Here is a 25876-nt window from a genome sequence, read left to right on the forward strand (position 1 = left end):
GCGATCGAGGTCTGGCGCCGGAGCACGATCATGACCGTTTTACTGGATTCATTGACCCGTCGCGCCACGACGGGCGAGTTCCAACGGGGCTGGCGCGTCGTTCTGCTGGGGCTAGCGGGGGTGTTGACCAGCATGAGTGCTGCCTTGCTCTACGGCTTCGGCACGCTGGTGATACCGCTGCAGGATGCGTTCGGTTGGAGCCGAGGAGAGTTGCAGACCTCGATCACGTTTCTGTTTGCCGGTGTCGCCATCGGCTCTCAATTATTGGGCGGCCTTTACGCCCGCTATGGCTTGCGGTCGGTGGCGCTGGTCTCACTGGTGTTGCAGGTGCTGTGTTACGGGTCGCTGACGATGCTCGGCGGCAGTGTTTACTGGCTGTATCTGGCGTTTTTTCTGATGCCTCTGTTGGCCGTCGGCACCATCGCCATTACCTGGACCCAGTTGGTCAGCCTCTGGTTCGAGCGCAATCGGGGGGTTGCATTGGCGATCATTCTCAGCGGCTCAGGGGTGGCAGCGATGGTCATGCCGCCGCTGTTGGCGTGGTCCATTCAACACGGAGGCTGGCGCTCGGCGTTCATCCTGCTGGCGGCGATGCCGTTGCTGCTGACGTTGCCGATGGCCGTGGCGTGGCTGAAGTTTCCGGCGCCGTTGTTGACCTCGGCGCGGACCTGCGGAGCCGAACCCGTTGTCGAGGGGATGAGCTTCGCTTCGGCGATACGCACGCGTGTGTTCTGGGGCTGCAATCTGGCGCTGATTCTTTCCGTTTCGCTGATTGTCGGCATGGTGACGACCATCGTGCCCTACCTTCAGGACAAGGGTGTGCCAAGCCTGACGGCCAGCCAGATCTTCAGCAGCTTTGGCATCTCGATCATCGTCGGACGGTTGCTGGTGGGGTATTTGCTCGATCGTTTTCCGCCGCACAGGATCGCAGCGGCCAGTCTCTGCGTGCCCGCGCTGGGTTGTCTGCTCTTCATGTTCAGCGGCCCCGACGCCATCGGGCTATTGGTCCTGGCCACGATCTGCATCGGCTTCAGTGCCGGGGCAGAGTTCGATATCGCAGCGTTCATGATCGCGCGCTATTTCGGTCTTCGTGACTATGCACGCATCTTTGGCTTGCATCTGGGGCTGGTGACGGTCATTTCCGGCCTGGCCCCGGCCCTGTTCGGTCACCTGTTTACCCTGTTCGGCAACTACAGCCCGGTACTTTTATACTGCCTGGGGTGTGCCGTCATTGCGACGCTGGTGATGCTGACCCTGGGGTCTGCGCCGCTCTACCGCTCGCCTTCGACCTGATCATCTTTGGAGGTTCATCCATGACTATTCCCGATCAAAAGACCATCGAGCATTTCCTGCACGGGCAAGTCGAGTGCTGGAACAACGGTGACAAACAAGGGTTCTTCGCGCATTACCGACAGGTCGCCAGCAGAGGCCTTAGCATCGAATACGTCGGTCAGCCAGAACGGGACGCCTGGCAGGTGCTTGAAGGTATGTGGACGCAGCAACAGCCGCGGATCCGCATAGAAGTCAAACTGGTGGTGATCAAGGGTGACGAAGCGGCCTGCCATCACCGCAACGCGATCATCGGCAGTGAAGCGGGGATCGACACGATCGAGTTGTATCGGTTCGAAGAGGGGCTGTTGTCGGTCCGGTACTTCATTGCAGGTTGACGCGGTGGAGGCGGGGCCCGAGCCCCGCCTGTTCCGCCCGAACTCAAAACCCGTCGGTTGAAGCCGACAGCGCCTGCCAGCGTTCGATTTCGTCGCGCATGCGCACAAGCTTCGCGTTGACCTGGCTGTAGGCATCGCTGCCGGCCAGGTAGCGCAGCGGCGGGGTTTGAGCGTTGGCCAGGGCGATCAGCGCGTCGGCCAGTTTTGCCGGATTGCCCGTCTGTTGGTGGTTACCGGCTGCGCAAGAGGCCTGTAGCTTGTCTACAAACGCTGCGTAGTCGTGCACCGACAGCGCACCGAACGCCATGGAGCTGCTGTCGAGGAAGTCAGTGCGAAACACCCCCGGTTCGACCAGCGTCACGTGAATCCCGAAGCTGGCGACTTCCTGAGCCAGCGCCTCGCTGAAACCCTCTACGGCGAATTTCGATGCGCTGTACAACGACGCTCCGCCCATGCCAATCAAACCGCCGACGGACGACAGGTTGAAGACCTGCCCGCTGCGCTGATTGCGCATCGCCGGCAACACCGCGCGGCACATATTGAACACGCCGAACACATTGGTCTGGAATTGCCGCTCCACTTGCGCCTGAGTGTTGGTTTCGAACGGGCCAAGCTGTCCGTAGCCGGCGTTATTGACCAGCACATCAATGCGGCCGAACCGGCTCAGTGCTGCATCCACTGCTGCATTTGCCTGAGCCTGATCGGTGACATCCAGCGCAAGCCTGAGCAACTGGTCCGGCCCTTCGGTAAAACGCTCGTCCAGCGCCGATGCGGCGCGCGCTGTCGCCACCACCCGGTCGCCGGCGGACAGGGCTGCTGTGGCGATGTAGGCGCCCAACCCGCGAGAGGCGCCGGTGATCATCCAGACCTTGCTCATAGATCGATTCCCGTTGAAATGAACGCTGACCTCATGGCCGGTTGGCCGCTTCCCAGGCCTTAAGGTCGAAGCCAGGTGCTGCCGCCTGCGCAGACGTCAGTTGTGGCGCGCGAGTCAGAATCTTGCGCGCTGCCATGTGGTCGCCAGGACGATTGCAAGACTCCACGGCGATCAGTTGATCATTACGGAAGCACAGCACCGACAACTGCGAGGTCTCGGGTGAGCCGACGACGACGCTGCTGTCATATCCGGTGGACAGCCCTGCGATTTGCAGTTTGAGCGCACCCTGATCGGTCCAGAACCACGGCAGCGCCTCATAGGCTGCAGGTTTGCCCATGAGGCGTGCGGCGATGCAGCGGGCCTGATCCACGGCGTTCTGCACAGACTCCAGCCGAATCGGTTGCTGGTCGTTGTGCAAGCACGGGAAGCACGCCACATCACCGAGGGCGGAAATCTGCGGATCGCTGGTCAGCAAATGGGCATCGACCTTGATCCCGTTTTCGATGTCCAGCCCGGCCTCGCTGGCGATTTGCACGTTGGCGATCACGCCGATGCCGAACACCACCAGATCCGCCGGCAGCCTGCGCCCGTCACTGGTGATCACCGCACAAACTCTGCCGTTGTCACCTTCGATGCTCGCCAGCCCCTGACGAAAATCGAAATGCACGCCCCAGCCTTCATGAGCCTGGCGGAACACCTCGGACATTTCCCGGGATACGGCACGGGCCATCGGACGATCGCCCAACTCCAGCACATGCACGTTCGCCCCAAGGGCCGCGGCGACGGCGGCGAACTCCAGACCAATGAAACCGGCGCCCACGACCACGACGTTGCGAGCCTGATGAACAAGAGGGGCGAGGGTGTCGGCGTGCAACTTGGTCTTGATGCCGAAAACACCCTCCAGTTTCGCACCTGGCACGGTGAGGGGGCGATTATGCGCGCCGGTCGCCAGCACCAGATGGTCATAGCCCACCGCCCCCCCGGAAGCCAGCAACACGCGGCGATTGAGCCGGTCGATGGCGCTCGCCTGATCGTGAATCAGTTCGATGTTCTGGGTTGCAAAAAAATCTGCCGGACGGAACAGCAGCGCAGTTTCGGCGATTTTGCCCAGCAGATAGGCTTTGGACAGTGGCGGGCGCTGGTAGGGCAGGCCGGGTTCGTCGCCAATCAGGACGATGCGGCCGGTGTATCCCTCCTGCCGTAGCGAAGCGGCGACCTGATAACCCGCCTGACCTGCACCGACAATCACGATTGAGGCAAGTGACATGAAAACTCCTTGGACTTGATCGTATGGAAACAGGCTCAGTACTGGGATTCAGGTAAACGCAGCACCAGGCCGTCGAGTGCATCGCTGACGATCAACTGGCAGGTCAGGCGGCTGTTGTCGGCCCGGCCATTGGCGTACTCGAGCATGTCTGATTCCGCTTCCTCGGCCGCAGGCACCCGGGCAAGCCACGCGTCATCGACGAAGGCGTGACAGGTGGCGCAACTGCAGGCGCCTCCGCAATCGGCTTGCAGGCCCGGGACACTGGCGAAATTGGCGGCCTGCATGACCGATTGGCCAATGTCGGCGTGGACGCGGTGTTCAGTACCGTTGAATTCGATCAGGGTCAGAACTGGCATGCGGGTTTCCTCTGGTTTTTATTGTTGGGCAAGTCACGAAAGGCTGGCGCTGACAGCGGCAACCGGCGTTCAGGATTGGGCTGCCAGTGCAGCACCCTGAAAGCGCGGTGCGCGTCCCAGCATCAGCAGCAACAGCGGGCCGATCAGACAGCACGCCATGCAATACACCAGCATCGCCGAGTAATCGCCGCTGCGACTGAGCATGAAGGCGAACAGCAATGGTGCGAGGGCCGAAGCCACGGTGTTCAAGCCCTGATGCACGCCGAACAGTCGGCCGTATTCCCGCAATCCGAAGTAGCGCGCGACGAGAAAAGCGGCGATGTCGAACTCGGCGCCTGCACCGAAACCCACCAGCATGGCCGCCATCAACAGCAGCTGAAAATCCGTGGTTCCACTGAGGTAAATCATGCAGCCCACGGCAGGCATCATCAGGCTGGCGGCAGCCACGGCAGGCGGCCAGAGACGATCGAGCAGGTAGCCGATCAGCATCCGGCCGAGGATCAGAGAAATTCCGAAGCCGCTGAAGATCAGCCCGGCGTCCGCCGCGCTGAGCCCTTTGGACTGCAACAGCGGAATGGTGCTGGTGACCATGCCGACCACCGATGACACCACCAGCGATAACGCCAGGTTGCAGATCCAGAATTTGCCGGACCGTATTCCCTCACGAAAGCTCATGCCGGGCAGGGCGAGCAACAGGTTGTCGCGAGTTTTTTCGACGCCGATACGCTCTTCGCCTATTGAATCCGGCACACCTGGCAAGCGAAACCACAACAGCGTCAGCGGCAGAAGAACCACCAGGTTCAGAAGTGCAAGCATGACGAACGCCGCGCGCCAATCCCACTGTTCGATGCCCCAGGTCATCAGACGCGGGATGATCGCGGCAGTCAGGCCAGTGCCCGACAGACCGATCGCCAGCGCCAGGCCACGATTGCGCTCGTACCAGAGGCTCAGCAGTTGGGTCCATGTCACCGCGAGCGTGCCCATGCCGACGATGGGCAGCAGCGCGAAAGCCAGGTACATCGTCCAGATCGAGGGGGTGAGCTGCGTGGTGGCCAGATAGCCGAGCACCAGTAGCAACAGTGAAACCACAGTCACCCGCTTGATACCGTAGCGAAGGTTGAACCAGCCAACCAGCTGCAGGGAAATGACTGCGCCGCCAAACAGGAATGTGATGCACGCCTGCAATTCTGGCCTGGTCCAGCCGAACGCCTGATTCAACGGCACGACCAGCGTGCCGAAGCCATACAGCAGCGCGGCATTGATGCTGATCGCGACACCGGCCACGGACAGAATGAGAATCTTCCAGGCGCTTCGAAATTCGCTGAAATCGATCGCCGCTTCGTTTTTCGAAGAGGTCATGTATTGGCTTCCTTTATAGGTTTTGTTGAGCCAGGCGTCGGAGCTGTGCAAACCGTGCGGGTGATTCGTCAGTTCCGTTCGAGAACTGCGTTCCGGATCGAGAATATGGCAGCTGGGGATAGCTGTCCAGCGATCGCAAGCGGAATCACCGCTGAATAATAGACATAATTCCGATATATGTTCATCAATGCGCCAAAAAAACCTGCGATTAGAACCGTACAGAACACGCGTTAGCACTCCTCGGACGCTTCGAAAACGCTCAAGAGCGGGAGTTAGCGAGCATCGTAGCGTTTCAGAGCATGGCAAATGGATGAAATATTTACACTTGCCATGAAAGTGTTCATTATTGGCGCAACTGAACCTACAAGGGAGACAAGAAATGAGTTCAGACAAAGCGCAATTCAAAGTGGTGGCCGACCGTTCACGTTGCTGCGGTTATGGCCTGTGTGCAGCCGTTTGCCCCAGCATCTACAAGCTCGACGATGACGGCCTGGTCTATCTCGACGATGACCGAGTGCCCGCCGAGCTGGAAGAAGAGGCCCGCGAAGGCGCTGCTGCCTGTCCTGCCGAAGCGATCTGGCTCGAACCTCTCGACACTCCCGACAACGCTGCCTGAAGCCGTGCCTGATGACGCTATTGCTGTCAGCAGCCGAACACTGAGTGCGCACAATGAGAGGGAGAGAAGGATGACAGGTCGTTTGCAGAACAAAGTGGTTCTGATTACCGGAACCGGTGGCGGGCAGGGTCGCGTCGCGGCGCTGAAATTTGCCCGTGAAGGTGCCATCGTGGTGGGGTGCGATACCAACGCCGACGCCCATGGGGAAACCGTCGCGCTATTGCGTGAGGAAGGATTGCAGTTGTCTGGCTCTGCGCCGGTCGATCTGGGCGATCCGGTACAGGCCAAGGCCTGGATAGATGCCGCGGTGCAGGAGCACGGTCGAATCGATGTCCTGTACAACAATGCGTCGGCAGCGAAATTCGGCCCGGTGAATGAACTGTCCGTCGAAGATTGGCAATTCACCATGCGCAATGAAATCGACCTGCTGTTCTACACCACGAAATACGCCTGGGATCATCTGGCCCGGCAGCGTGGGGTCATCATTAACATTTCTTCCACCGCAGGCTGGGGCGGCTCCAAAGTCGCAGGCATCAGCGCCCATGCTGCCGCCAAGGGCGCGGTCATTGCCTTCACCCGGCAACTGGCCGTTGAAGGCGCGCCGGTCGGGATACGCGCGGTCAGTATCAGCCCAGGTTTTATTGCCACGCCGGGCACCGCTGCTTTCATGGAAAACCCGAAGGTTCGTGCAGCGCTGCTCGACGGCGTGTTGATGGACCGTCCCGGCGAACCGGAAGAAGTGGTTGCCATGGCGCTGTTCGTGGCATCGGCCGAAGCCTCATTCATCACAGGCTCGGATATCGTGATCGACGGCGGTCTGTTGGCCATCTGACCGACGCCCACCCAACAAGAACAACAGGTGCACTCAATGGACATCATCGGTATCGGTTATCTGGGTTTTGAAACGCCAAGTCTGGACGCGTGGCGCGACTATGGGCCGCAGGTCATGGGCTTCGGCATTGCTCCGTCGCCTGCCAGCGACAGTGAATCGCTGTATTTCAAGATCGACGATCGTCGTCATCGCTTTGCCTTCCATCCCGGCAAACTCGACCGCCTGGCCTATATCGGCTGGGAGGCGATGGGCCGGCAGGCATTCGATGCCGCGATCAAGACTTTCGAAGCCAATAACGTGGAGATCACCCGCGGCGATGCCGCGCTCTGCGAACAGCGTGGCGTTCGCGAACTGATCCGCTTCCGTGATCCGGTTGGCTATCAGCACGAGCTGTTCTACGGCCAGAAGTGGACGCCGCGTTCATTCCTCCCGGGCCGCCCGCATGGCGGCTTTCTTGCCAACGAACGCGGGGCCGGGCATGTGGTCGTCATCACCCCCGAATACACCGACGAGCTGGAAGACTTCCTGACCCGCATCATGGGGTTCCATTGGTACGGCGCAGGCGCGGGCAAGGGCCGCACCGGTTTCTTCCGCTCCCGGCTCAATCACCACACCAGCCATGACATCGCCTATGGCCACGGCGCCGGGCGCATGGGCGTGCAGCACGTCGGCCTGTTCGTGAACAGCATTCGCGATGTCGGTGAAACCTACGACCTCGTCAAGAAGCGCGAACTGCAGATGATGATGACCCTGGGTCAACATACGCAGGATCCGCACCTGTCGTTCTATCACTTCACGCCGTCGGGTTTCGCCTTCGAAACCATCGCTGAAATCGAACCCTGGCAGGGCGACCCCTTCGAGCTCAATCCTGAGTCCCTCAGCCTGTGGGGGCATGAAATGGTGGGGCCGATTCTCGGGCCAAGCGTCAAGACACCCGAAGAGGTGCTGGATCCCGAATACCTGGCGAGCAAACGCTGATATGCGCCTGATCCGGGTCGAGTATCGCGCCGAGTGTTTCTGGGCGCTGCTCGACGCCGACACGACCTACCTGCAACGGATACGTGGACCGTTTGCCCAGTGGGCGGCCGAATATGCGCTTGCCGGCAGTGCTGCACTGACACTGGACAAGGTCGGTATCGCCCTGGCGCAATGCCGAATCCTGCCTCCGCTCGAGCCGGGGGGGCGGGTATTTGGCGTTGGCCTCAACTACCTCAGTCATCTACAGCGTCTGGGCAGCTCCGCTCCGGAACATCCGCTGGGTTATATCAAGCCGGAATCGGCACTGGTGGGCGCCACCGATGACATCCAGTACCCGGCGCTGACCGCGCAGCTGGATTATGAAGTGGAGCTGGTCGCGGTGGTTGCCCGTCCCTTGGGTGATGAACCGCGGGCCAGTGCCTGCCTGCTGGGCTACACCTGTGGCAACGACATCAGCGCGCGAGACGCCGGCAAACGCATAGGCCGCCTGGATCTGCTGACCCAGAAGGCTATGGACCGCACGACGCCGGTCGGCCCCTGGGTCGTCACCCTTGACGAGTTAGGCAGCGGCCAACCTGAGCTGGACATCGAGCTGACAGTCAATGACGAACGGCGACAGTTCGATAACACCCGGCAGATGCTCTTTCCCATCGACGAGCTGCTCAACTATGTTGACGCGCGGATCACGTTGCAACCGGGTGACCTGTTATTCACCGGCTCGACCCATGGGGTGGGCCTTGAGGACGGCCGCTTCCTGCAGCCCGGCGATCGGGTCCAGGTGCGCATCGAAGGCATCGGCAGATTGAGCAACCGGGTCAGCGAACCCCGCGTTCTCAATCCGTCGCGTGCATTGGGCAGGCTCGGCCAGCCGGTGACGCCGTGAGTGACCTTTCCGGGATTGACCAGGCCGAGCAAGCGGCACCTCACGGCGCACCCCCGTCGGCCTGGGCCCCGTTGCGCAATCGCAGCTTTCGCTGGCTGTGGTGCGGTGGCGCGATGGTCAATCTCGCCATCTGGATGCAGACGGTCGGCGCCGCCTGGATCATGACGCTGCTGTCGAGCTCGCCGCTGATGGTCTCGTTGGTGCAGACAGCCATCGCCTTGCCAGCCTTCCTGTTCGGCCTGCCCGGTGGCGTGATTGCCGATCTGGTCGACCGGCGCAAATGGCTAATGTTGACCCAGAGCATCATGCTGATCGCCGCAGCGGCCTTGAGCGCTTTGTCGATTCTCCAACTGCTGAGTGACTGGTCGCTGCTGCTGTTCACGTTTTTGCTGGGCACTGGCAGCGCCCTCAGTATGTCGGCGTGGATGGTCACCATCGTTTCGGTATTGCCGCGTGACCAGGTTCCGGCGGCGGTTTCCCTGAATGGCATTTCCACCAATGCCGCCCGGGCGCTGGGGCCAGCCATCGCGGGGGCATTGATCGCTTACTGGAATGCCGCTTCGGTGTTCCTGATCATCACGGTGTGCCTGGCGCTGGTCATCTTGCTGGTGGCAACGTTCACGCCGCGTCACACGCCTCAAGGCCTGCCGTCAGAAAGCTTTGCAGCCGGTCTGCGCAGCGGTGTGCGTTATATACGTCACTCCGCCGTTCTGGTCAGCGCGCTGACTCAGGTTTTCGTTTTTACATTGAGCGCCAGCGCACTCTGGGCCCTGCTGCCATTGGTGGCCAAGCATGAGTTGGGCATGGATGCTGGCGGCTACGGGTCGTTGATGGGGTTTCTGGGCGTCGGCGCGGTGATTGGGGCATTCAATCTCACCGCAATGTACCGCCGCTTTGCGCTGCGCGTGCTAATCATGGCAGGCACCACGGGTTTTGCCCTGGCAACACTGGTCGCCGCGCTGTCCCATAGCCGGTTGGCGGTATACGCCATGTTGATGGTCGCCGGAATGTCCTGGATGGCGGTCAATGCAACAATTTCGACAGTGGTGCAGACGTGCGCGGCGAACTGGGTACGCGCCAGGGTCGCGTCGGTGTACCTGCTGATGTTGATGGGGGCGATGGCCATCGGCGGTGGAATCTGGGGCACGGTCGCCGAATGGCTGGGCTTGCAGCAGAGCTTGCTGTTGGCCGCCCTGACGTTGGGGCTGGGCCTTATGCTGACCCGCAACAGCCGCCTGGAATTAGGCAAAGAGGCCGATTACGCCACTGCCATCCCGCCCACGGATCGACTGTTGCTGCCTGAGCAGTTGAATCCCGGGCCCGGTCCGGTCTCGATCGAATTGGCCTACCGGGTTGCGCCGCACGATCGCCTCATCTTTATCGAGATTGCCTACGCCGTCGGCCTGTCCAGACGGCGTAATGGTGCGAAAAACTGGCGGCTGTACCACGACCTTGATGAAAACGGCCATTACGTGGAGCGTTTCATCGTCGAATCCTGGCTGGATTATCTGCGTCAGGAGTCGCGAATCACGAAGGCTGATCAGTTTCTGGAGGCCCGCTTGAGCCGTTTTCGCTGTGATGCACAGTCGAGGCGCTACATCCATCAACCGAATCTCGGCCCCGACGAAAACCCCTGAATGCGTTCGATATTAACTTTTAATACGGTGTCGTTCTCAGGTTAGAATGCCGTTTCATACGATTACCCGGTATTCAAGATGCCTCGTCCCAAGACCGACAGTCCTGCTGCGCAACACCCTGAAACGACGGAAACCACCGACGGCCAAAAGGGCGCGGTCAGCGTCAAGCCGGTCTCCAACGCCATTCGCATTTTGCGTCATTTGAGCCAGGGCGGGACGCCGGAGCGTTCGGTGGATCTGGCGCGGATTCTGGGTATCAATCCAAGCACCTGCTTCAACATCCTGCGCACTTTGGTCATGGAGGACGTGGTCGATTTCAACCCGTTGTCCAAGCGCTATTCCGCAGGGCTGGGCCTTGCGCGACTGGTGGAGCAATTGGTGACGCAAGGTCAGCGCGTGGAGTTCGCCAAACCTTTGCTGCAGGACCTGGCAGCGCGCTTGCGGGTCACCGTGACCTTGTGGCGACGCATGGGCGCCGACCGTATCGTCATCGTCAGCTCTGCCGCCAGCCCGACCGATGTGCGCATCGACATGGCCGAAGGGCAACGCTTGCCGATCCTGATGGGCGCCAGCGGTCGTTTGTTCGCCACGCGCATGGACCTGGACGACGCAACGCTTCAGGACGATTTCGAAACCATACGCTGGGCCCGCCCATTGCCGCTGGAAGTCTATCGCGAGGATGTGGCGCTGGCCGCCGAACGGGGGTGGGCCGTGGATGACGGCTACTTCTCCATCGGCATCCTGGCGATCGCAGCACCAGTCATCTCCCCGTCAGGCAACATAGATTTCACGGTCTCGGCTGTCCTGTTCAGAGGCCAGCGCGATGAAGAGGGCATCGAAGAGATCGGTCGCACCCTGGTGGCTTTTTGCGCAGAGCTGAGCAAGGTGCTGTTTTAAGCACGCTGCCAGCCCTGTTCATTATCAGCCTGCATCAATCCCTGGCCAGTAGCAGGCTGCCCCCCAGAGGGCCACCGCCAGCGGCCACGGCGGCGACACTGTGGGGCCGAGTCTGACGACCGTCGGCGCGCCCCCAGAGTTGCAGGCACGCCTCATGCACATAGCCAAGGCCGTGGGTGCGCCCGCCGGACAGTTGCCCACCATTGGTATTGATCGGCAGTTGGCCGGTCAGCGAAATACGCTTCCCGCCCTCGACGAATGCACCACTTTCCCCGTTCGGGCACAGCCCCAGGGCCTCCAGCCAGATCATGGTCAGGATCGAGAATCCGTCGTAGAGCTGCGCCGAGCCAACGTCGGACGGTGTGTAATCGGTACGCGCCCACATCATGCGACCTACGTCGAATGCCGCCATTTGAGTCAATGAGATCTGATCCCAGGACCATGGCTGATCCAGCGCCGCGCCCATGGCTTCGATGCGGATAGGCTGCTGTCGCGTATCCCGGGCGACGTCCCGGCGAGACAAGACAATGGCGGTGGACGCATCGCAATGCACGTCGCAGTCGAACATGCGCAGTGGCGAGGAGATCATCCTCGAGGCCATGTAATCGTCCATGGTCATGGGCGTGCGATAGATCGCCCTGGGGTTGCGCTGAGCGTTGGCGCGGCAGGTCAGGGCAATCTGCGCCAGTTGTTCCGGCCGTGTACCGTACTCATGGAAATGGCGCTGGGCATACAGTGCCATCAGGTTGATACCCGAATGCACGTTGAACGGGGTGAACCACTGCCAGGCGTGGCTGCTGTCACGTCCCTGGGTCTTGGCGCTCAAGGCCCCCGCCTGCTTGTTGGTCAGCCGGGCCGACGCTTCGGTAATGGTGCGAAACACCAATACATGTCGACACAGGCCTGCAGCGATGGCCATCGCACCGTTGATAACCCCCGACAGGGGTCCGGGGCCTTCGTAACCAGCGCCGAACCAGTTCACGTTCAAGCCCAGGGCGCTCTTCAGCGCACTGGGACCGATCGGCGAGAACGGGTCGCCATTGTTGTTGTCGCCAGGCCAGCAGGCCACGCCGTCGACGTCCTCGCGGGTCAGACCGGCATCGGCGATGGCTTCAAGGCACGCCTCCAGCGTCAGGCGCATGGCCGATTTGCTGGAGGGCCGGCCCACTTCTGACTGACCGATACCGGTAATGGCGACGTCTTTTTCATAGCGATGATCGAACATCATTGATCCTTCCCGAACAGCGGCAACCAGACATCCTCGACGTGTTCAAACCTGACTTGCACGCGCATGCCGATGCTGACCGACAGCGGGTCACAGCCGACGACATTGCTGAGGAAACGCAGCCCCGGCTGCTCGATCAGCTCGATGATTGCCACCACGAACGGAGTTTCGAGCTCGGGCGTCCATTGCTGATAATTCACCGTGAAACTGGCGACCGAGCCCTTGCCGGACACCGCGCGCGGCCTGACGTCGAAACTGGCGCAGCGCGGACAGATGGGCGAGGGCGGGTGAAAGAAGCGCGCGCAGGCATCGCAATGGTGAATCAGCAACTGACCGTGTTCGCCACCTTGCCAGAAGGCACGGTTATCGGCGGTCAGCGCAGGGAGTTTTCTGGGCATGGGTTTGGAAGTCCGGATGGGTTTTTTATTGATTCCAGTCAACGAATGCACAGTATCATCTGTACATATTTTAAAAAAGTGTCTTATATTGTGCCCATGCCTCGCTCACCATTCCACGGTGTGCCCAACAACAATAAGAGGAAATCGCGATGTCCAGTTCTCGCCAGGACCAGGCGCTTGAAGACACACCAATAAAGGCAAAAGTGATTGTCGTCACCGGGGGCTTCGGTGTTCTTGGAAGCGCCCTCGGGCAGCACCTGAGCACCCGTGGTGCGCGGATTGCCCTGCTGGACAGGGCCGAGGCGACACAGGCGAAGGTCAGCGCAAACGGATCGGTGCTGGCTTTGGGCGGCGTCGACCTGACCAGCGTCGAGTCGGCAAACGCAGCCCTTAGGCAAGTGGCCGAGCGTTTCGGCCGCATCGACGGCCTGGTCAATGTCGCGGGTGGTTTCGCATGGGAAACACTGGAGGGCGGAAGCCTGGCGACCTGGGACCACCTCTATCAGATGAACTTGCGCACCGCCGTCGTGGCGTCGCAGGCGGTCCTCGCCCATTTGGTCGCGGCCCAGAGTGGTCGAATCGTCAACGTCAGCGCTCAGGCCAGTGTCAAGGCGGGTATGGGCATGGGCGCATACGCCGCCTCCAAAGCTGGCGTCGCGCGGCTGACCGAAGCGCTGGCAGAGGAACTCAAGGACCGCAGAATCACCGTCAACGCCGTGTTGCCCAGCATCATCGACACGCCGACCAACCGCACCGACATGCCTGACGCGGATTTCAGCCGCTGGGTAAGTCCGACCCAACTGGCGTCGGTCATTGCCTTTCTGCTTTCCGACGACGCGGATGCCGTGACGGGGGCGTGCCTGCCCGTGAGTGGTCGCGTATGAGGCTGGTGACGTTCACGCGAGCCGATGGCATCGAGCGAGCTGGCGCTTTGATCGATAACGATCAACTGGTGGTGGATCTGCAAGCGGCCCACCGCCAGGTCCAGGGTGGGGAAAGTGCCGCGCTGAGCAGTGTCCTTAAGCTGGTCGAAGGTGGCGAGCAGGCGCTGGATCTGGCCCGCACGCTATTGCGCAAGGCGCCGAGCGTCAGCGTTGCGGCGCGTAGCGAGGTCCGGCTGCGTGCCCCGATCCAGCCACCGCCCCAGATGCGCGACTGTTCGTGCTTCGAACTGCACTTGCGTCAGGCTTTTGCGGCGGCCCGGCGGGCCCGCGCCCTGCGTACCGAAGATCCGGAAGCGACCCTGAAGGCGATGAATACCCGCGCCGACGAGCGGGTGATCGAAACCTTCAATCGCCAGCCTATCTATTACAAGTGCAACCGCTTCGCGGTGATCGGCGCCGACGATGAATTCATTTGGCCCGCCTTCAGCAAGGCGTTGGACTTCGAACTGGAGTTCGGCTGTTACATCGGCAAGAAGGGCAAGGACATCACCCGTGACAACGCCGGCGGCCATATCGTCGGTTTTACCATTTTCAATGACATGAGCGCTCGCGACGCGCAGGCCGCCGAGATGCCAGGGATGCTCGGCCCGGCCAAGAGCAAGGACTTCGACACGGCCAATATCATGGGGCCATGTCTGGTGACAGCCGATGAGCTGGGTGATCCCTATGACCTGAACATGGTCGCACGGGTCAACGGTCAGGAGTGGGGCAGGGGCAATACGCGAGACATGCGCTGGCGCTTCGAGGATGTCATTGCCCACGTATCGCGCTCGGAGACGCTTTATCCCGGCGAGTTTCTGGGCTCGGGCACAGTCGGAAACGGTTGCGGCCTGGAACAGTTGCGCTACCTCAAGCCCGGTGACCAGGTAGAGCTGGAGGTCGAAGGCATAGGCGTGCTGCGTACTCAAGTGGGCAACCCGCAACCGACGTAGCACGACGCGCTGGTTGATTTGTCTGCGAGACAAACGACAACGCTATACATATTTTGTGAATCTGTCTTATATTCAACCGGCTCGGAGTAGCCGTGACACCCTGAACTGGAGGCCAACATGCTAACAAGAACAAGCCCCGTACTGTCTGATGGAACCAAAGTCGCAGACCTGATCTATCCATCGACTCGCGAAGTACAGATGCGTGTACTGTCTGATCGCGAAATCTACGAAATCGAAATGGAGAAGATTTTCGGCAAAATCTGGGTTTTGCTGGGCCATGAGTCGGAAATCCCCAATTCCGGCGACTTCATGGTCCGCGACCTGGGTTCGGACTCGGTGATCGTTGCCCGCGACAAGGAAGGCGAGGTCCATGTCACTCTTAACGTCTGCCCTCACCGAGGCATGCGCATCAGCACTGCCGACTGCGGCAACACCCAGATTCACAAGTGCATCTATCACGGCTGGGCGTTTCGTCCCAACGGCGACTTCATCGGCTCGCCGGTCGATCGTGAATGCATGCACGGCAAGATGTTGCCTAAAGAGCAACTGGGTCTGAGAAAGGCCAGGGTCACGCTGTATGGCGGTCTGGTTTTCGCCACCTGGAATGTTGACGGACCGTCGTTCGACGAGTTTCTTGGCGATGCCAAGTGGTATTACGACATGCTGTTCCTGCGCTCGGACAAAGGCATGGAAGTGCTCGGTCCACCGCAGCGCTTCATCGTCAACGCCAACTGGAAGACTGCAGGCGAGCAATCCGCCGCCGATGGCTTCCATACATTGACGTTGCACCGCTGGCTGGGTGAAGTCGGCAACTACGCGAAAAAGGACGAAAACGGCCAGAGCGCCGACCTGAGCCCCGAGATGTATGGCGTGGAAATCAGTTCACCTCATGGCCATGCGCTGCGTTGTATCGACCTGGCGCGCAAGATCAAGCGTCTGACCGGGCTGGACCCCGAATCGCTGACGGTGCAACAGAAACTCCAGGCTTTGCCGCCGGCGGGCATGACCGCCGATATGGTCGAACAACTGGCACGAAACTTAACCGAGGATCAGCTCAAAGTGCTGACGAGCATGCCGCCGCAAGTGGGCGGGATGTTCCCCAATATCCTCTTTGGCTTCGTCTATATTCCTCAGCCGGACGGCACGGTGGTGGGCTCGATGACCCTGCACGCCTATGTACCACAGGGCCCGGACAAACTTGAGTTCGTAAACTGGATCTTCGCCGAGAAAGACGCGTCCCCGGAACTGCGCGAGAAGATGCTCAAGCAGACCATTCAGCTGTTTGGCACCTCCGGCATGGTCGAACAGGACGACTCTGATACCTGGCCGCACATGACACTGGCCGCCAAGGGGGCGATGGGCCGCAAGAGTACGCTCAAATACCAGGCCGTATTCGAAACCGGCGCTCCACAAGGCTGGCCGGGACCCGGAATCGTCAACGAGGGTTTCACCAAGGACGACACTCAATGGCACTGGTGGCTGTACTGGCATGAGCTGATGACCGCACCCGTAGACGAAGGTCAGTAAGTGCAACTGCGAACCGTTATTCAACAACAATAAGATTCGGGTACTCATTCATGTCTGACACTCAATTGGCGGAAAAACCGCGATTCGACGTCCAGCAGCGCGGCGCCGACGATGTTCAACCGGGCTCACCGCTGGGCATAAAGCGTGTGCCTGTCGGCTCGCCGGTCTACAACCAGGTCGTCACGTTTCTGTACGAAGAAGCCACGCTGCTGGACCAGATCCGCTTGCAGGACTGGGCGGCGCGTCTGGCGACGGACCTCATCTACACCGTGCCGTTGCGTCACACCCGCACGGCCGCCGAACTGTCCACGACTATCGTGCGTAGCGTGCAGCACTACCACGATGACTACCGTTCGATCATGGGGCGCATTCTGCGTCTTTCGGGAAAGAGCGCCTGGGCCGAAGACCCGCCTTCGCGCACGCGGCGGCTGGTCACTAACGTCTTCGTCGAGGAAACCGGCAAATCCGACGAGTTCGTCGTCACCAGCTATCTGCTCCTGACCCGGAGTCGATTCAAGGATCACCACGTCGACATCATCAGCGGGGAACGGCGCGATTTACTTCGGGTGGATGGCGACAGCTTCAAGCTCGCCCGCCGTGAAGTCATTCTCGATCAGGCCGTACTGGGCACGCCAAACCTGGCGGTGTTCCTCTAAACGCCAGGCATCAAAACGTTCATTGTGTCGCTCCTTTAGCCTGCTGACCTCGTTCAGCAGGCTTTTTTGTGGCGTTTGCGATGAAGGCCAGGTTCACGAAGTCGCGTGCGTACAATCCCTCAACCAGGCCTGGTCAGTGGAGCACAGCGATTCGTTGCTCGCGATATCCCACGTCGACCCTTTCATACGTAATGCCCGCGGTGCGCGGACCGTTTGCTGGCTGTAGCAACGATCGGTGCTGGAGGCGTGTATCTGGCTGTCCAGATAAAGTGCCTTGCCGATGGAAATCATGGTGCAGCGCCGCAACAACAGTGCCGCTTCGGCGAGCTCCGAGCTGAGGGTATTGAGCGCCCAACGCGCCATGCCTTCGCGGATGTTGACTCCCGTGAACGGTTCCGGCCCTTCGATGATCGCCCCGTTGACTTCCCATTCCAGCAGGGGCTGACCGTTCAACAGCAGGCTTGCACGCGTCCGTCCCGCTACACGCGCTGGAACCTGAATGTCGTAACGACGTAGCTGCACGGGCCGCAACGCTGCGGCGACAGCCAAACCGGCCAGATCCAGAAGATGCGTACATTGATGGCGGGCGTCGGTCTGTCGTGTCACCGAGTGGGCGATGGGTGACAGCGCCATGCCTGCCAGCGCGTGCAGCGGCTCGATCGCTTCGGGGCAAGCGGAGTAGGGGTATCTGAGGGCTTGGCCGGTAACGTGGCTCAGGACGCCGTGTTCATGGCGCAGGCAGACACGGAAATGATGAAAATCGTCTTCCAGTGCGGCGCGCACTTCGCCGCTCTCGGGTTGACCACTGGAAACGATCTCGACACGGCGGCGAAACGTACTCATCCGGCTTATCCTTTTTATTTGGGTGAGCGAGTGTTTTTTATCGGTTTTATTTAGACACTATATCGGATAATGTTCAGCTATGTAGCGACAGAATTCCTCTCGTACAACAACAAAAAGGAGCGGCTATGGGCCTGCTGCGAGATCAAGTTGCGCTGATTACCGGCGCGGGTGGTGGTATCGGACGAGGCGTGGCGTTGAGTTTCGCCAGGCAGGGGGCAGCCGTCGTGGTGGCGGAGCTCGATGAGGTCAGTGGCGCGGCGGTCGCCGAAGAGCTCAAGGCTCTGGGTGCCCAAGCGCTGTTCATCAGGACCGATGTCAGTAACAAAGCGGATATTCAGGCGGCGATCGATGCAGCGGTCAGCCATTTCGGAGGCCTGGATATTCTGGTAAACAATGCTTTTGCGCCAACGCCTAACGTCCTGCTCGAAGAAAAGACTGACGACATGCTCGAGCGCACGCTGAACTCCACGGTCTGGGCTGCCTGGTGGTCGATGAAGGCTGCGTTTCCTCACATGCAGGCTCGTGGAGGCGGCAAGATCATCAATTTCTACTCCATCGACACCGAGATCGGCGCGTGGCTGCACGGCGACTACAACACGGCGAAATCCGCTGTGGTGGGGCTGACGCGCAGTGCCGCTTCGGAATGGGGGCGTTTCAATATTCGCGTCAACGCTATCGCGCCTACCGCGATGGGCGCCACTTTTCACAAGCTGGCGGAAGAGAATCCAGGGTTCGCCGAAATGTCCGCCGGACTGCGCCCCTTGGGGCGTTGCGGCGAACCGGAAGAGGATATCGGCCCGGTGGTGGTGTTTCTGGCATCCGAGATGTCACGTTTCGTCACGGGTGAAACGTTGCACGTGGATGGCGGCTTGCACCTGCCGGGTTACAACTCCAGGCCAAAGCATATCCCCGCCCGGGAATACTGACGGGTCAGGCGACGCGGCGTGACAGACACGCCGCGTCGGCGCTCAGCGTTTCGCGACCTTGATGTCGGTATCGTCCAAGTCCCAGGTGGTGGCAGTTTTCCCTTCATCGCGCAGCAGGTATTTGAGAACCCGGCCCTGTGGATTCTTCGGCAGGCTGCTGCGAAATTCGATGTAGCGGGGCAACGCGTAATACGGGACGGTGTCCGCCGCCCAATGGAACAGCGCTTCTGGCGCCAGTTCGATGTTCTCGTGCAACACCGCGGTGACCTTGACGTCATCCTCACCCTTGTCCGAAGGCACCGCGTGCACCGCCACTTCCGACAGCGCTGGGTGGGTGGCGAACGCCGCCTCCATCTCGAAACTGGAAATGTTCTCGCCACGACGCCGCAGGTAATCCTTCTTGCGGTCGACGAAGTAAAAAAAGCCCTCGTCGTCGAATTTGCCGACATCACCGGTGTGGAACCACATGTTGCGCATCAGTTTGTGGGTGTCCTCCGGACGCCGCCAATAGCCCTGAAACATGATGTCCGGCCGTTGCGGCCTGACCACGATCTCACCCGGCAAGCCGGCCGGAACTTCGTTGTCCTGCTCATCGACGATCCGCACGTCGAAATCCGCAATGCGCTTGCCCGATGACCCCGGCGCTGCATATTCGCCAGCAGCCAGTGAGGTCACCACACAGGCCTCGGTCAACCCGTATCCGTTACCGCCCACCAGCCTGGTGCCGAAGCGCTCACGCCAGATTTTCTTGGTCTCTTCGGTGTAAGGGTTGCCTCGGGCGGTGTGAATCTGCCCGCGACACCGCAGCATGGCGTCGTTATCCGGCGCCTGAGCGAGCAGGCCGCCCATGCCGCCGAGAATCGAGGCGATCGTGGCGCCTGAACGCTCCACTTCCGGCCAGAAATTGGACACGGAAAAACGTGGCAGGATAGCAGCCCGCGCACCCACCAGAATGCTGGCGATGATGCTGACGCACAGCGCATTCATGTGAAACAACGGCAGCGGCGTGATGGTTACATCATTCTCGTTCGCAGGACCTGCTCGCAGCTGCAGCCGGGCAAGGTTGCACATGAAGTTGTAACTGATCATGCAGCCTTTGGAAGGACCGGTAGTGCCGGACGTATAGATCAGACAGGCAAGGTCCGACGGCTGAGGCTTGCGTTCGAATGCCGAATCATCGACGCCGCGATGGGCATCCAGCGGTTCGATCGGGAAAGGGCAGGGAGGCAACGCGTGCGGGTGCCCGCTGGTACCGCGGTACAGCACCCGCTCGACATCCGTCAGCTGACCGGCGATTGCAGTGACGCGAGAAAGATAGTCACTTTCGCAGATCACCAGATGCGTGCCGGTATCGGCGATCTGGTGGCGCAGAAACTCGCCTTTGAGGGCGGTGTTGATAGGCACGCTGACGGCACACAACTTGTTGATGGCCAGCCAGGTCACCACCGCGTCGATATTGTTGTCGAGCATGGTGAGCACGGTGGCGCCGGGTTTGACCCCAAGATCGGCCAATGCGTGGGCCATTCTGTTGGATAATTGGTCAACTTCTCGGTATGTGTACAAGGTTCCGCTGAAATCCAGCAGAACCTTGTCTGGAGCCCGTGCTACTGCTCGATCCAATGCGCAAATTACCGTGTCTCTTTCACCTACCGCCCAGGTTTCGGGGTTTCCAGTGCCACTCATGAATGTTCTCCTCTTTGTGGGCGCATCAGCGAGGTTGCGTCCGAATTTTATTTTGGTGAGAGAATCAGATTCTATGGAAAGATTTATATCTTGTCTCTAGGCAGAAGTTGAACAAATTATCACTTAAATGCTTAATTGCTATGCTACCTTGGCCCATCGAAATGTCTATGAGTCTGTTCCTTTATGCCAAAACCTCAAAAACAACGGGTCGAGTCCGCTGCGCCTAAGGCCGTATCTGCCGCAAAAAAGAAAGCCGTAACTCCTGCAAAGATCGCCCGCGCCAGCAGTAAGGCAGCAGCGCCGGCGAACGCTGGCGGTCACGCGGCAACGTCGCCGGGCAAGGTCAAGCCCAATCGCCGGTCCGAAGAAACCATTGCCAATATTCTGGCTGCCACCGAAGAAGTGGTGTTGCAATCCGGGGCCGACCGCATCTCGATTCTGGATGTCTGCAAGGTCGCGGGGATCTCACGGGGAACGTTCTACCGCTATTTTTCTTCTCAGGAAGACTTGCTCGACACCTTCTCCCGCCATAAGCGCGACAGCTTCCACATCTCGCTGACCACAGCGCTCGGCCAGATTGACGATCCCGAAGCGCGGCTCAATGCCTTGTTCGTTTATCTGGACAATTACCTGGAACAAAGCCGCGCGCGCCGCTTGCTGGTCGTGGCCCCGGATTATGCGCTGGGCTTCTTCAGGCGTATTTTTCACGATTCGATCGTGCGCTTTCAGGACGTGCTCAACATCGTCTTCGACGACTGGGACGAAAAGCTCGGTGTACGTTTGGATCGCGAGTTGTTGTGCGAGATGATTATTCGTTACGTGCTGAGCGAAATTCTCGTGCCGGAAAGCGCAAGCCGACGCTTGTTGCCGGTTCGGGTGAAGAAACTGGCCGCTGCGTTGACCATGGGCTCGACTTCTCGCACCCGACGTTGAATCGCCTATTTAGACACTTTTCAAAAAATCAGAAACCGGTCCCTGTTCTCTCAGTGACCGGTTTTTTTTGCCTTCGATTTGCACACAGGCTGCATATTCCCGGCGAGTTACGTTATGTCAGGTCGCTCGAGGCAGGCGGATGAGGGCTCTGCAACGGGCTTCTCCTGCATGGAATTAAATTAATCTGAACACTATTTTGATTTATGCCCAAATTAATTTTATGCTTCGGTCAGACCGAAGCCGACTGAGTTGACTTGTCCGGCGGCCCGATGGGGCTCAAGGCGCCGTGCTTCGGGAGGTGTAACACCCAGAACAATCACAAAAATCAGAAGTTTCTACGTAGAGGTCCCGGATTATGCTTATCGATCTTCACGCTCATGCCCCTCTTCCTGGCTATTACAACCAGCACCCGCACTGGGGTCCGTTTTTTGAACAATGCGATGACGGCGATATTCGTCTGCGCGTCGGTAAATGGCAGCTGACGCTGGGTTCCCCGGAGCGCAAGGCTGCCGTGCGCGCCGGCCAGGGGCTGAAACTCGAGGAGTACATGGCCAAGTGGGCCGATCCGAAAGTCCGCCTCGCGGGTATGGATGCGGCAGGGCAGAACCTGCAGGTAGTGTCGGTTCCTTCCCATTGCTACATGTACTGGACCGAGGCCGAATACGCTGTCCCTTATGCGCGCACGGTCAATGACACCTTTGCCGAATACTGCTCCGCCGCGCCGGATCGTCTGATGTTCTGGGCCCATGCGCCGCTCAATGCACCTGAAGCGGCCGCCGTGGAACTGCGCCGTGCCTGCACCGAACTCGGTGCCAAGGGGCTTTCGGCTGGCGGTGCGAATTTCGGCGGACTGGAGTTCGACTCGCCGGAGCTGGATGTGGTCTGGAAAACCCTGTGTGACCTGGACCTGCCCATGTTCATTCATGGTTACAACCAGTCGGTCACCTGGGGTGATCGTGCCAATGAAGACCGTTATGAAACCACCGCCATCGTCGGCATGCAGTACGACGAAACACGCTGTTTCTGGAACCTGGTGTGCGGTGGCGTGCTGGACCGCTTCCCGGATCTGAAGGTGTATATCACCCACGGCGGCGGCTATGTGCCGTATCAACTGGGTCGCCTGGCGCAGACCAACAAGAACCTCGACGTCGTGCATAACAAACGTCCTGTTCTTGACTACATGAAGAACTTCTATTTCGACGTCGAACTGCATGAATTGCCGATGCGTCAGGCACTGATTGAAGTCATCGGCGCCGATCAGATGGTTTACGGCAGTAATTTCGGTGGCAGCGATGCAGTGCGCCACGATTTGACCCATGGGTTGAAGCTCAGTGACGCCGACCTGCAGAAAATCCGCTGGCAGAACGCTTGCAAGTTGCTTCACCTGGACCCAGCGAAAATCGGCCAGGTCACACCTGCCAAGGTAGCGGTCTGATGAAACTGGCTCGCTGTTCCTATTTCGAGAGCGGCGTGTTCTGGGCGGTGGTCGATGTCCAGCAGGACATGGTCACCCCCATTGCCGACGACTTCGGCACGTGGGCGCCCAAGGTGGCGCGGGGGGCCGGCATCAGCGCGTTGCGGTTTTCGGGCCCGCCGCTGGCCTTGTCCCAGGTCACGCTGCTACCCCCGATCGAGCCGGTGAACCGGGTTGTGGTCGCAGGGGCTAACTATGCCAAGCATCTGGTCGAGTTCGGTCTCTCGGCGCCGTCGCAGCCGGTCGCGTTTCTCAAGGCTTACGGCGCGCTGATCGGCGCCAATGACCCCATTCGCTTTCCGCCGCTCACGGCCGAGCTGGACCACGAAGTCGAACTGGTGGCGGTGATCGGCAGCAACGAGGTGGACCTTGACGACCCGCTCGCCTGCGTACTCGGTTACACCGTCGGCAACGACGTCAGTGCCCGGGATTTGCAGCGCAGTGGTCCGAAAGGAATCGGCATGGACCTCTTTGCTGCCAAGAGCCAGGACAAAACCACGGGGCTTGGCCCCTGGATCGTGACCAAGGACGAGCTTCCCGCAGGTTCACCCCGCCTGCGCCTGACGCTCAAGGTCAATGGCCAGACCCGCCAGGATGGCAACACGGCCGACATGACCTGGGACGTCGGCGAGCTGATTGCCTTTGTTCAGCAGCGCTCCAGTTTCGCCTGCGGTGATGTGTTGTTTACCGGATCTCCAGCGGGGGTCGGCATGGGTACGGGCGTATTCCTCAATCCCGGAGATGTGGTCGAAGCCAGCATTGAAGGCATTGGCATCTTGCGCAACGTCGTGGGTGAAAAGTCACCCGTCAAATCGAAGGTCTCGGCATGAGTATGGATAAAAACAACAAGGTGGTAGTGGTCGGCGCCGGACTGATGGGCACCGGTATCGCGCACGGTTTTGTCAGCTCCGGATTCCCCACGGTACTGGTCGATACCAGCGCGCAGTCACTGAGTAACGCCCGAGCGGCGATCGAAAACATACTGAAGAGCGGGGTCAGCCTGGGCAAGGTTTCGGCCGAGCAGGCTGAGGCCTCAATGGCCCGGCTCAGTACCGCGGGTGATCTGGGTGAGGCTGCAAGCGGCGCGAACTGGTTGGTGGAAACCGTTTCCGAGCAACTGGCGATCAAGAAAGCCATCGTGGCCCAGGCTGCACCGTTGCTGGCACCTGACGCGATCATCGCGACCAACACCTCGGCATTGAGCGTCACCGAAATTGCAGCCTCGATCGACAGCGCCGAGCGGGTCATCGGCATGCACTTCTTCAATCCGGTGCACAAGATGAAGCTGGTCGAGCTCGTGCGTGGGCTGGCCACCAGCGACGAAACCGTCGCCCGCACCCGCGATCTGTGCGACGCCATGGGCAAAACGTCGATCATCGTCAATGAGTCGCCGGGGCTGACCACCAGCCGAATGTCCGCAATGCTGGGGAACGAGGCCATGTACATGCTGCAGGAAGGCATCGCGAGCGCCGAAGACATCGACACCGCGTTGCGCATGGGTTTCAACCACCCGATGGGGCCACTGGAGCTGGGTGATCTGACGGGCTGGGATACCAGGCTTTCGGTTCTGCGGTATCTGCATCAGACACTGGGCGAGAAATTCCGCCCTTGCCCGTTGATCATCAAGATGGTCGCGGCCGGGCGATTGGGCCGGAAGACCGGGCATGGCGTCTATCGCTATGAGGACAACAAGGCGGTATCAGGCAGCGGCCTGCGAGCGAGCGTGCTATGAAAGAGATTGTGATTGTCGATGCCCTGCGCACGCCTGTCGGTCGCTTTCGCGGCAGCCTGGCAGGGGTGCGTGCCGATCACCTGGGCGCTTTGGTGATCAATGCGTTGGTCGAGCGTAATGACCTGTCTCCGGCGCTCGTCGACGATGTGATTTTCGGTTGCGTCACCCAGATTGGCGAGCAGTCGGCGAACATCGCACGTACTGCGCTGCTAGGCGCTGGCTGGCCAGACAGCATCCCCGGACTGACGCTGGACCGCAAATGCGGGTCGGGGGAAGCGGCAGTGCATGCGGCGGCGGGTTTCATTGCATCGGGGATGGCGCAGATCGTCGTCGCAGGCGGTGCCGAGAACATGAGTCGCGTGCCGATGGGCAGTAACCGCGATCTGCACGGCGAGGCGTTCGGCTGGATGGCCAGTGAACGTTATGAGCTCACCAGCCAGGGCGAAGCCGCCGAACGGATTGTCGATAAATGGAATCTGAGCCGCGAGGCGCTGGACGACTACGCCTTTACCAGCCATGAGCGAGCGGCGAAAGCCAGTGATGCCGGTTATTTCGACAGCCAGCTGTTGCCGGTGCCAGTCCAATCCCTGCGCGAGAAGCAGCTGACGGATCCGGCCACCGCGCTGCTCAGCGACGAAACCATCCGCCGCGACACCTCCCGGGAAAAGCTGGCCACGCTGAAAACCAGCTTTCGCCCGGAGAATGGGCGAATCACCGCTGGCAACTCCTCACAGATATCCGACGGTGCTGCCGCGTTGCTGATCATGGATGGCGAAGTGGCCCGTCGCCACGGACTCAAACCCCGCGCGCGCATCGTCGCCTTTGCGACCGTGGGCACCGATCCGACGCTGATGCTGACCGGCCCCATCGAAGCGACCGCCAAGGTGCTCAAGAAGGCTGGGCTGCAGCTCGATGACATCGACCTGTTCGAGGTCAACGAAGCGTTCGCCTCGGTGCCCCTGGCCTGGATGCATGAGACGGGAGTCAGTCACGACCGTCTGAATGTCAACGGCGGGGCCATTGCGCTGGGGCATCCACTGGGCGCCAGCGGTGCACGGCTGATGACCACACTGCTGAACGAGCTGGAGCGGCGGGGCGCGCGATATGGGCTGCAGGCGATCTGCTGCGCCGGTGGGCTGGGCACTGCGACCATAATCGAGCGTCTGGATTGAGCGGCAGTGTTACGAGTCAGATATATAAATTGTGTTCACGTATTTTCTGATCGCCTAGACTC

At 60.2% G+C, this 25876-nt stretch carries 26 protein-coding genes; 18 read left to right on the plus strand and 8 right to left on the minus strand.

Going from position 1 to position 25876, the window contains the following annotated elements; all coding sequences use genetic code 11:
• The first annotated feature begins 30 nt into the window (after positions 1 to 30).
• Positions 31 to 1293 (plus strand): MFS transporter, encoded by a 1263-nt coding sequence (locus CE491_RS21485; RefSeq protein WP_110950355.1) that lies wholly within the window; start codon positions 31 to 33, stop codon positions 1291 to 1293.
• A gap of 20 nt (positions 1294 to 1313) precedes the next feature.
• Positions 1314 to 1667: a hypothetical protein gene (locus CE491_RS21490; protein ID WP_110950356.1), complete on the plus strand. Its 354-nt coding sequence runs from the start codon at positions 1314 to 1316 to the stop codon at positions 1665 to 1667.
• Between the two features lie 43 nt (positions 1668 to 1710).
• On the opposite strand, the gene CE491_RS21495 is transcribed toward CE491_RS21490, so the two are convergent.
• From CE491_RS21495 to CE491_RS21510, 4 genes are all read right to left on the minus strand, one after another.
• Entirely contained in the window at positions 1711 to 2544 is an 834-nt protein-coding gene (locus CE491_RS21495; RefSeq protein ID WP_110950357.1) for an oxidoreductase, read from the minus strand.
• Positions 2545 to 2575: 31 nt separating this feature from the next.
• Positions 2576 to 3811 carry an NAD(P)/FAD-dependent oxidoreductase gene (locus CE491_RS21500; protein ID WP_110950358.1) on the minus strand — a complete coding sequence of 412 codons (1236 nt, stop codon included), beginning with the start codon at positions 3809 to 3811 and terminating at the stop codon, positions 2576 to 2578.
• A 35-nt stretch (positions 3812 to 3846) separates the two neighbouring features.
• Entirely contained in the window at positions 3847 to 4167 is a 321-nt protein-coding gene (locus tag CE491_RS21505) for a 2Fe-2S iron-sulfur cluster-binding protein (RefSeq protein WP_110950359.1), read from the minus strand.
• 69 nt (positions 4168 to 4236) lie between these two features.
• A complete protein-coding gene (locus tag CE491_RS21510; RefSeq protein WP_110950360.1) occupies positions 4237 to 5526 on the minus strand; it encodes an MFS transporter in 1290 nt (429 codons plus the stop codon).
• A gap of 379 nt (positions 5527 to 5905) precedes the next feature.
• On the opposite strand from CE491_RS21510, the gene CE491_RS21515 reads away from it, so the two are divergent.
• The 6 genes from CE491_RS21515 to CE491_RS21540 all read left to right on the plus strand — a co-directional run bounded on the left by CE491_RS21515 (position 5906) and on the right by CE491_RS21540 (position 11369).
• Complete coding sequence (locus CE491_RS21515) at positions 5906 to 6142, plus strand: ferredoxin (RefSeq protein WP_110950361.1); 237 nt, start codon at positions 5906 to 5908, stop codon at positions 6140 to 6142.
• A gap of 70 nt (positions 6143 to 6212) precedes the next feature.
• On the plus strand, positions 6213 to 6974 hold the full coding sequence (locus tag CE491_RS21520; protein WP_110950362.1) for an SDR family NAD(P)-dependent oxidoreductase: 762 nt from the start codon (positions 6213 to 6215) through the stop codon (positions 6972 to 6974).
• 36 nt (positions 6975 to 7010) lie between these two features.
• Positions 7011 to 7952, plus strand: coding sequence for a VOC family protein (locus CE491_RS21525; protein WP_110950363.1), 942 nt, complete (start codon positions 7011 to 7013; stop codon positions 7950 to 7952).
• 1 nt (position 7953) lies between these two features.
• The gene (locus CE491_RS21530) at positions 7954 to 8835 is read left to right on the plus strand and encodes a fumarylacetoacetate hydrolase family protein (protein WP_110950364.1); all 882 of its coding nucleotides are present in this window, start codon (positions 7954 to 7956) and stop codon (positions 8833 to 8835) included.
• Entirely contained in the window at positions 8832 to 10472 is a 1641-nt protein-coding gene (locus CE491_RS21535; protein ID WP_267894491.1) for an MFS transporter, read from the plus strand. Before CE491_RS21530 ends, CE491_RS21535 begins: the two co-directional genes overlap by 4 nt.
• 78 nt (positions 10473 to 10550) lie before the next feature.
• Positions 10551 to 11369, plus strand: coding sequence for an IclR family transcriptional regulator (locus CE491_RS21540; protein ID WP_110950365.1), 819 nt, complete (start codon positions 10551 to 10553; stop codon positions 11367 to 11369).
• A gap of 34 nt (positions 11370 to 11403) precedes the next feature.
• Here the strand turns inward: CE491_RS21540 and CE491_RS21545 are convergent, their stop codons facing one another.
• Together CE491_RS21545 and CE491_RS21550 are read right to left on the minus strand one after the other, a co-directional pair.
• Positions 11404 to 12594, minus strand: coding sequence for a thiolase family protein (locus CE491_RS21545; protein ID WP_110950366.1), 1191 nt, complete (start codon positions 12592 to 12594; stop codon positions 11404 to 11406).
• Positions 12594 to 12992 carry a Zn-ribbon domain-containing OB-fold protein gene (locus CE491_RS21550; protein WP_110950367.1) on the minus strand — a complete coding sequence of 133 codons (399 nt, stop codon included), beginning with the start codon at positions 12990 to 12992 and terminating at the stop codon, positions 12594 to 12596. Before CE491_RS21550 ends, CE491_RS21545 begins: the two co-directional genes overlap by 1 nt.
• 149 nt (positions 12993 to 13141) lie before the next feature.
• Between CE491_RS21550 and CE491_RS21555 the strand changes: the two genes are divergently transcribed.
• From CE491_RS21555 to CE491_RS21570, 4 genes are all read left to right on the plus strand, one after another.
• Entirely contained in the window at positions 13142 to 13876 is a 735-nt protein-coding gene (locus CE491_RS21555; protein ID WP_110950368.1) for an SDR family NAD(P)-dependent oxidoreductase, read from the plus strand.
• A complete protein-coding gene (locus CE491_RS21560) occupies positions 13873 to 14868 on the plus strand; it encodes a fumarylacetoacetate hydrolase family protein (RefSeq protein ID WP_110950369.1) in 996 nt (331 codons plus the stop codon). Before CE491_RS21555 ends, CE491_RS21560 begins: the two co-directional genes overlap by 4 nt.
• A 117-nt stretch (positions 14869 to 14985) precedes the next feature.
• Positions 14986 to 16395, plus strand: a complete 1410-nt coding sequence (locus tag CE491_RS21565; RefSeq protein ID WP_110950370.1) for a Rieske 2Fe-2S domain-containing protein — start codon at positions 14986 to 14988, stop codon at positions 16393 to 16395.
• Positions 16396 to 16445: 50 nt separating this feature from the next.
• Complete coding sequence (locus tag CE491_RS21570) at positions 16446 to 17051, plus strand: aromatic-ring-hydroxylating dioxygenase subunit beta (RefSeq protein WP_110950371.1); 606 nt, start codon at positions 16446 to 16448, stop codon at positions 17049 to 17051.
• A 93-nt stretch (positions 17052 to 17144) separates the two neighbouring features.
• Here the strand turns inward: CE491_RS21570 and CE491_RS21575 are convergent, their stop codons facing one another.
• Positions 17145 to 17894, minus strand: coding sequence for a DUF2889 domain-containing protein (locus CE491_RS21575; RefSeq protein ID WP_110950372.1), 750 nt, complete (start codon positions 17892 to 17894; stop codon positions 17145 to 17147).
• 125 nt (positions 17895 to 18019) lie between these two features.
• On the opposite strand from CE491_RS21575, the gene CE491_RS21580 reads away from it, so the two are divergent.
• On the plus strand, positions 18020 to 18820 hold the full coding sequence (locus CE491_RS21580) for an SDR family NAD(P)-dependent oxidoreductase (protein ID WP_110950373.1): 801 nt from the start codon (positions 18020 to 18022) through the stop codon (positions 18818 to 18820).
• A gap of 42 nt (positions 18821 to 18862) precedes the next feature.
• Here the strand turns inward: CE491_RS21580 and CE491_RS21585 are convergent, their stop codons facing one another.
• Positions 18863 to 20503, minus strand: coding sequence for an ATP-dependent acyl-CoA ligase (locus CE491_RS21585; RefSeq protein WP_110950374.1), 1641 nt, complete (start codon positions 20501 to 20503; stop codon positions 18863 to 18865).
• 183 nt (positions 20504 to 20686) lie between these two features.
• Here CE491_RS21585 and CE491_RS21590 point away from each other — a divergent pair, with 183 nt between their 5' ends.
• The 5 genes from CE491_RS21590 (at position 20687) to CE491_RS21610 (ending at position 25814) form a co-directional block, all read left to right on the plus strand.
• Positions 20687 to 21436 (plus strand): TetR/AcrR family transcriptional regulator, encoded by a 750-nt coding sequence (locus CE491_RS21590; RefSeq protein ID WP_110950375.1) that lies wholly within the window; start codon positions 20687 to 20689, stop codon positions 21434 to 21436.
• A gap of 355 nt (positions 21437 to 21791) precedes the next feature.
• Positions 21792 to 22871, plus strand: a complete 1080-nt coding sequence (locus CE491_RS21595; RefSeq protein ID WP_110950376.1) for an amidohydrolase family protein — start codon at positions 21792 to 21794, stop codon at positions 22869 to 22871.
• On the plus strand, positions 22871 to 23740 hold the full coding sequence (locus CE491_RS21600) for a fumarylacetoacetate hydrolase family protein (RefSeq protein WP_110950377.1): 870 nt from the start codon (positions 22871 to 22873) through the stop codon (positions 23738 to 23740). Before CE491_RS21595 ends, CE491_RS21600 begins: the two co-directional genes overlap by 1 nt.
• Positions 23737 to 24642 carry a 3-hydroxyacyl-CoA dehydrogenase gene (locus tag CE491_RS21605; protein WP_110950378.1) on the plus strand — a complete coding sequence of 302 codons (906 nt, stop codon included), beginning with the start codon at positions 23737 to 23739 and terminating at the stop codon, positions 24640 to 24642. Before CE491_RS21600 ends, CE491_RS21605 begins: the two co-directional genes overlap by 4 nt.
• Positions 24639 to 25814 carry a thiolase family protein gene (locus CE491_RS21610; RefSeq protein WP_110950379.1) on the plus strand — a complete coding sequence of 392 codons (1176 nt, stop codon included), beginning with the start codon at positions 24639 to 24641 and terminating at the stop codon, positions 25812 to 25814. Before CE491_RS21605 ends, CE491_RS21610 begins: the two co-directional genes overlap by 4 nt.
• Positions 25815 to 25876: the final 62 nt, after the last annotated feature.

Origin of the sequence: Pseudomonas bohemica (assembly GCF_002934685.1) — a bacterium.
Classification (GTDB): domain Bacteria; phylum Pseudomonadota; class Gammaproteobacteria; order Pseudomonadales; family Pseudomonadaceae; genus Aquipseudomonas; species Aquipseudomonas bohemica.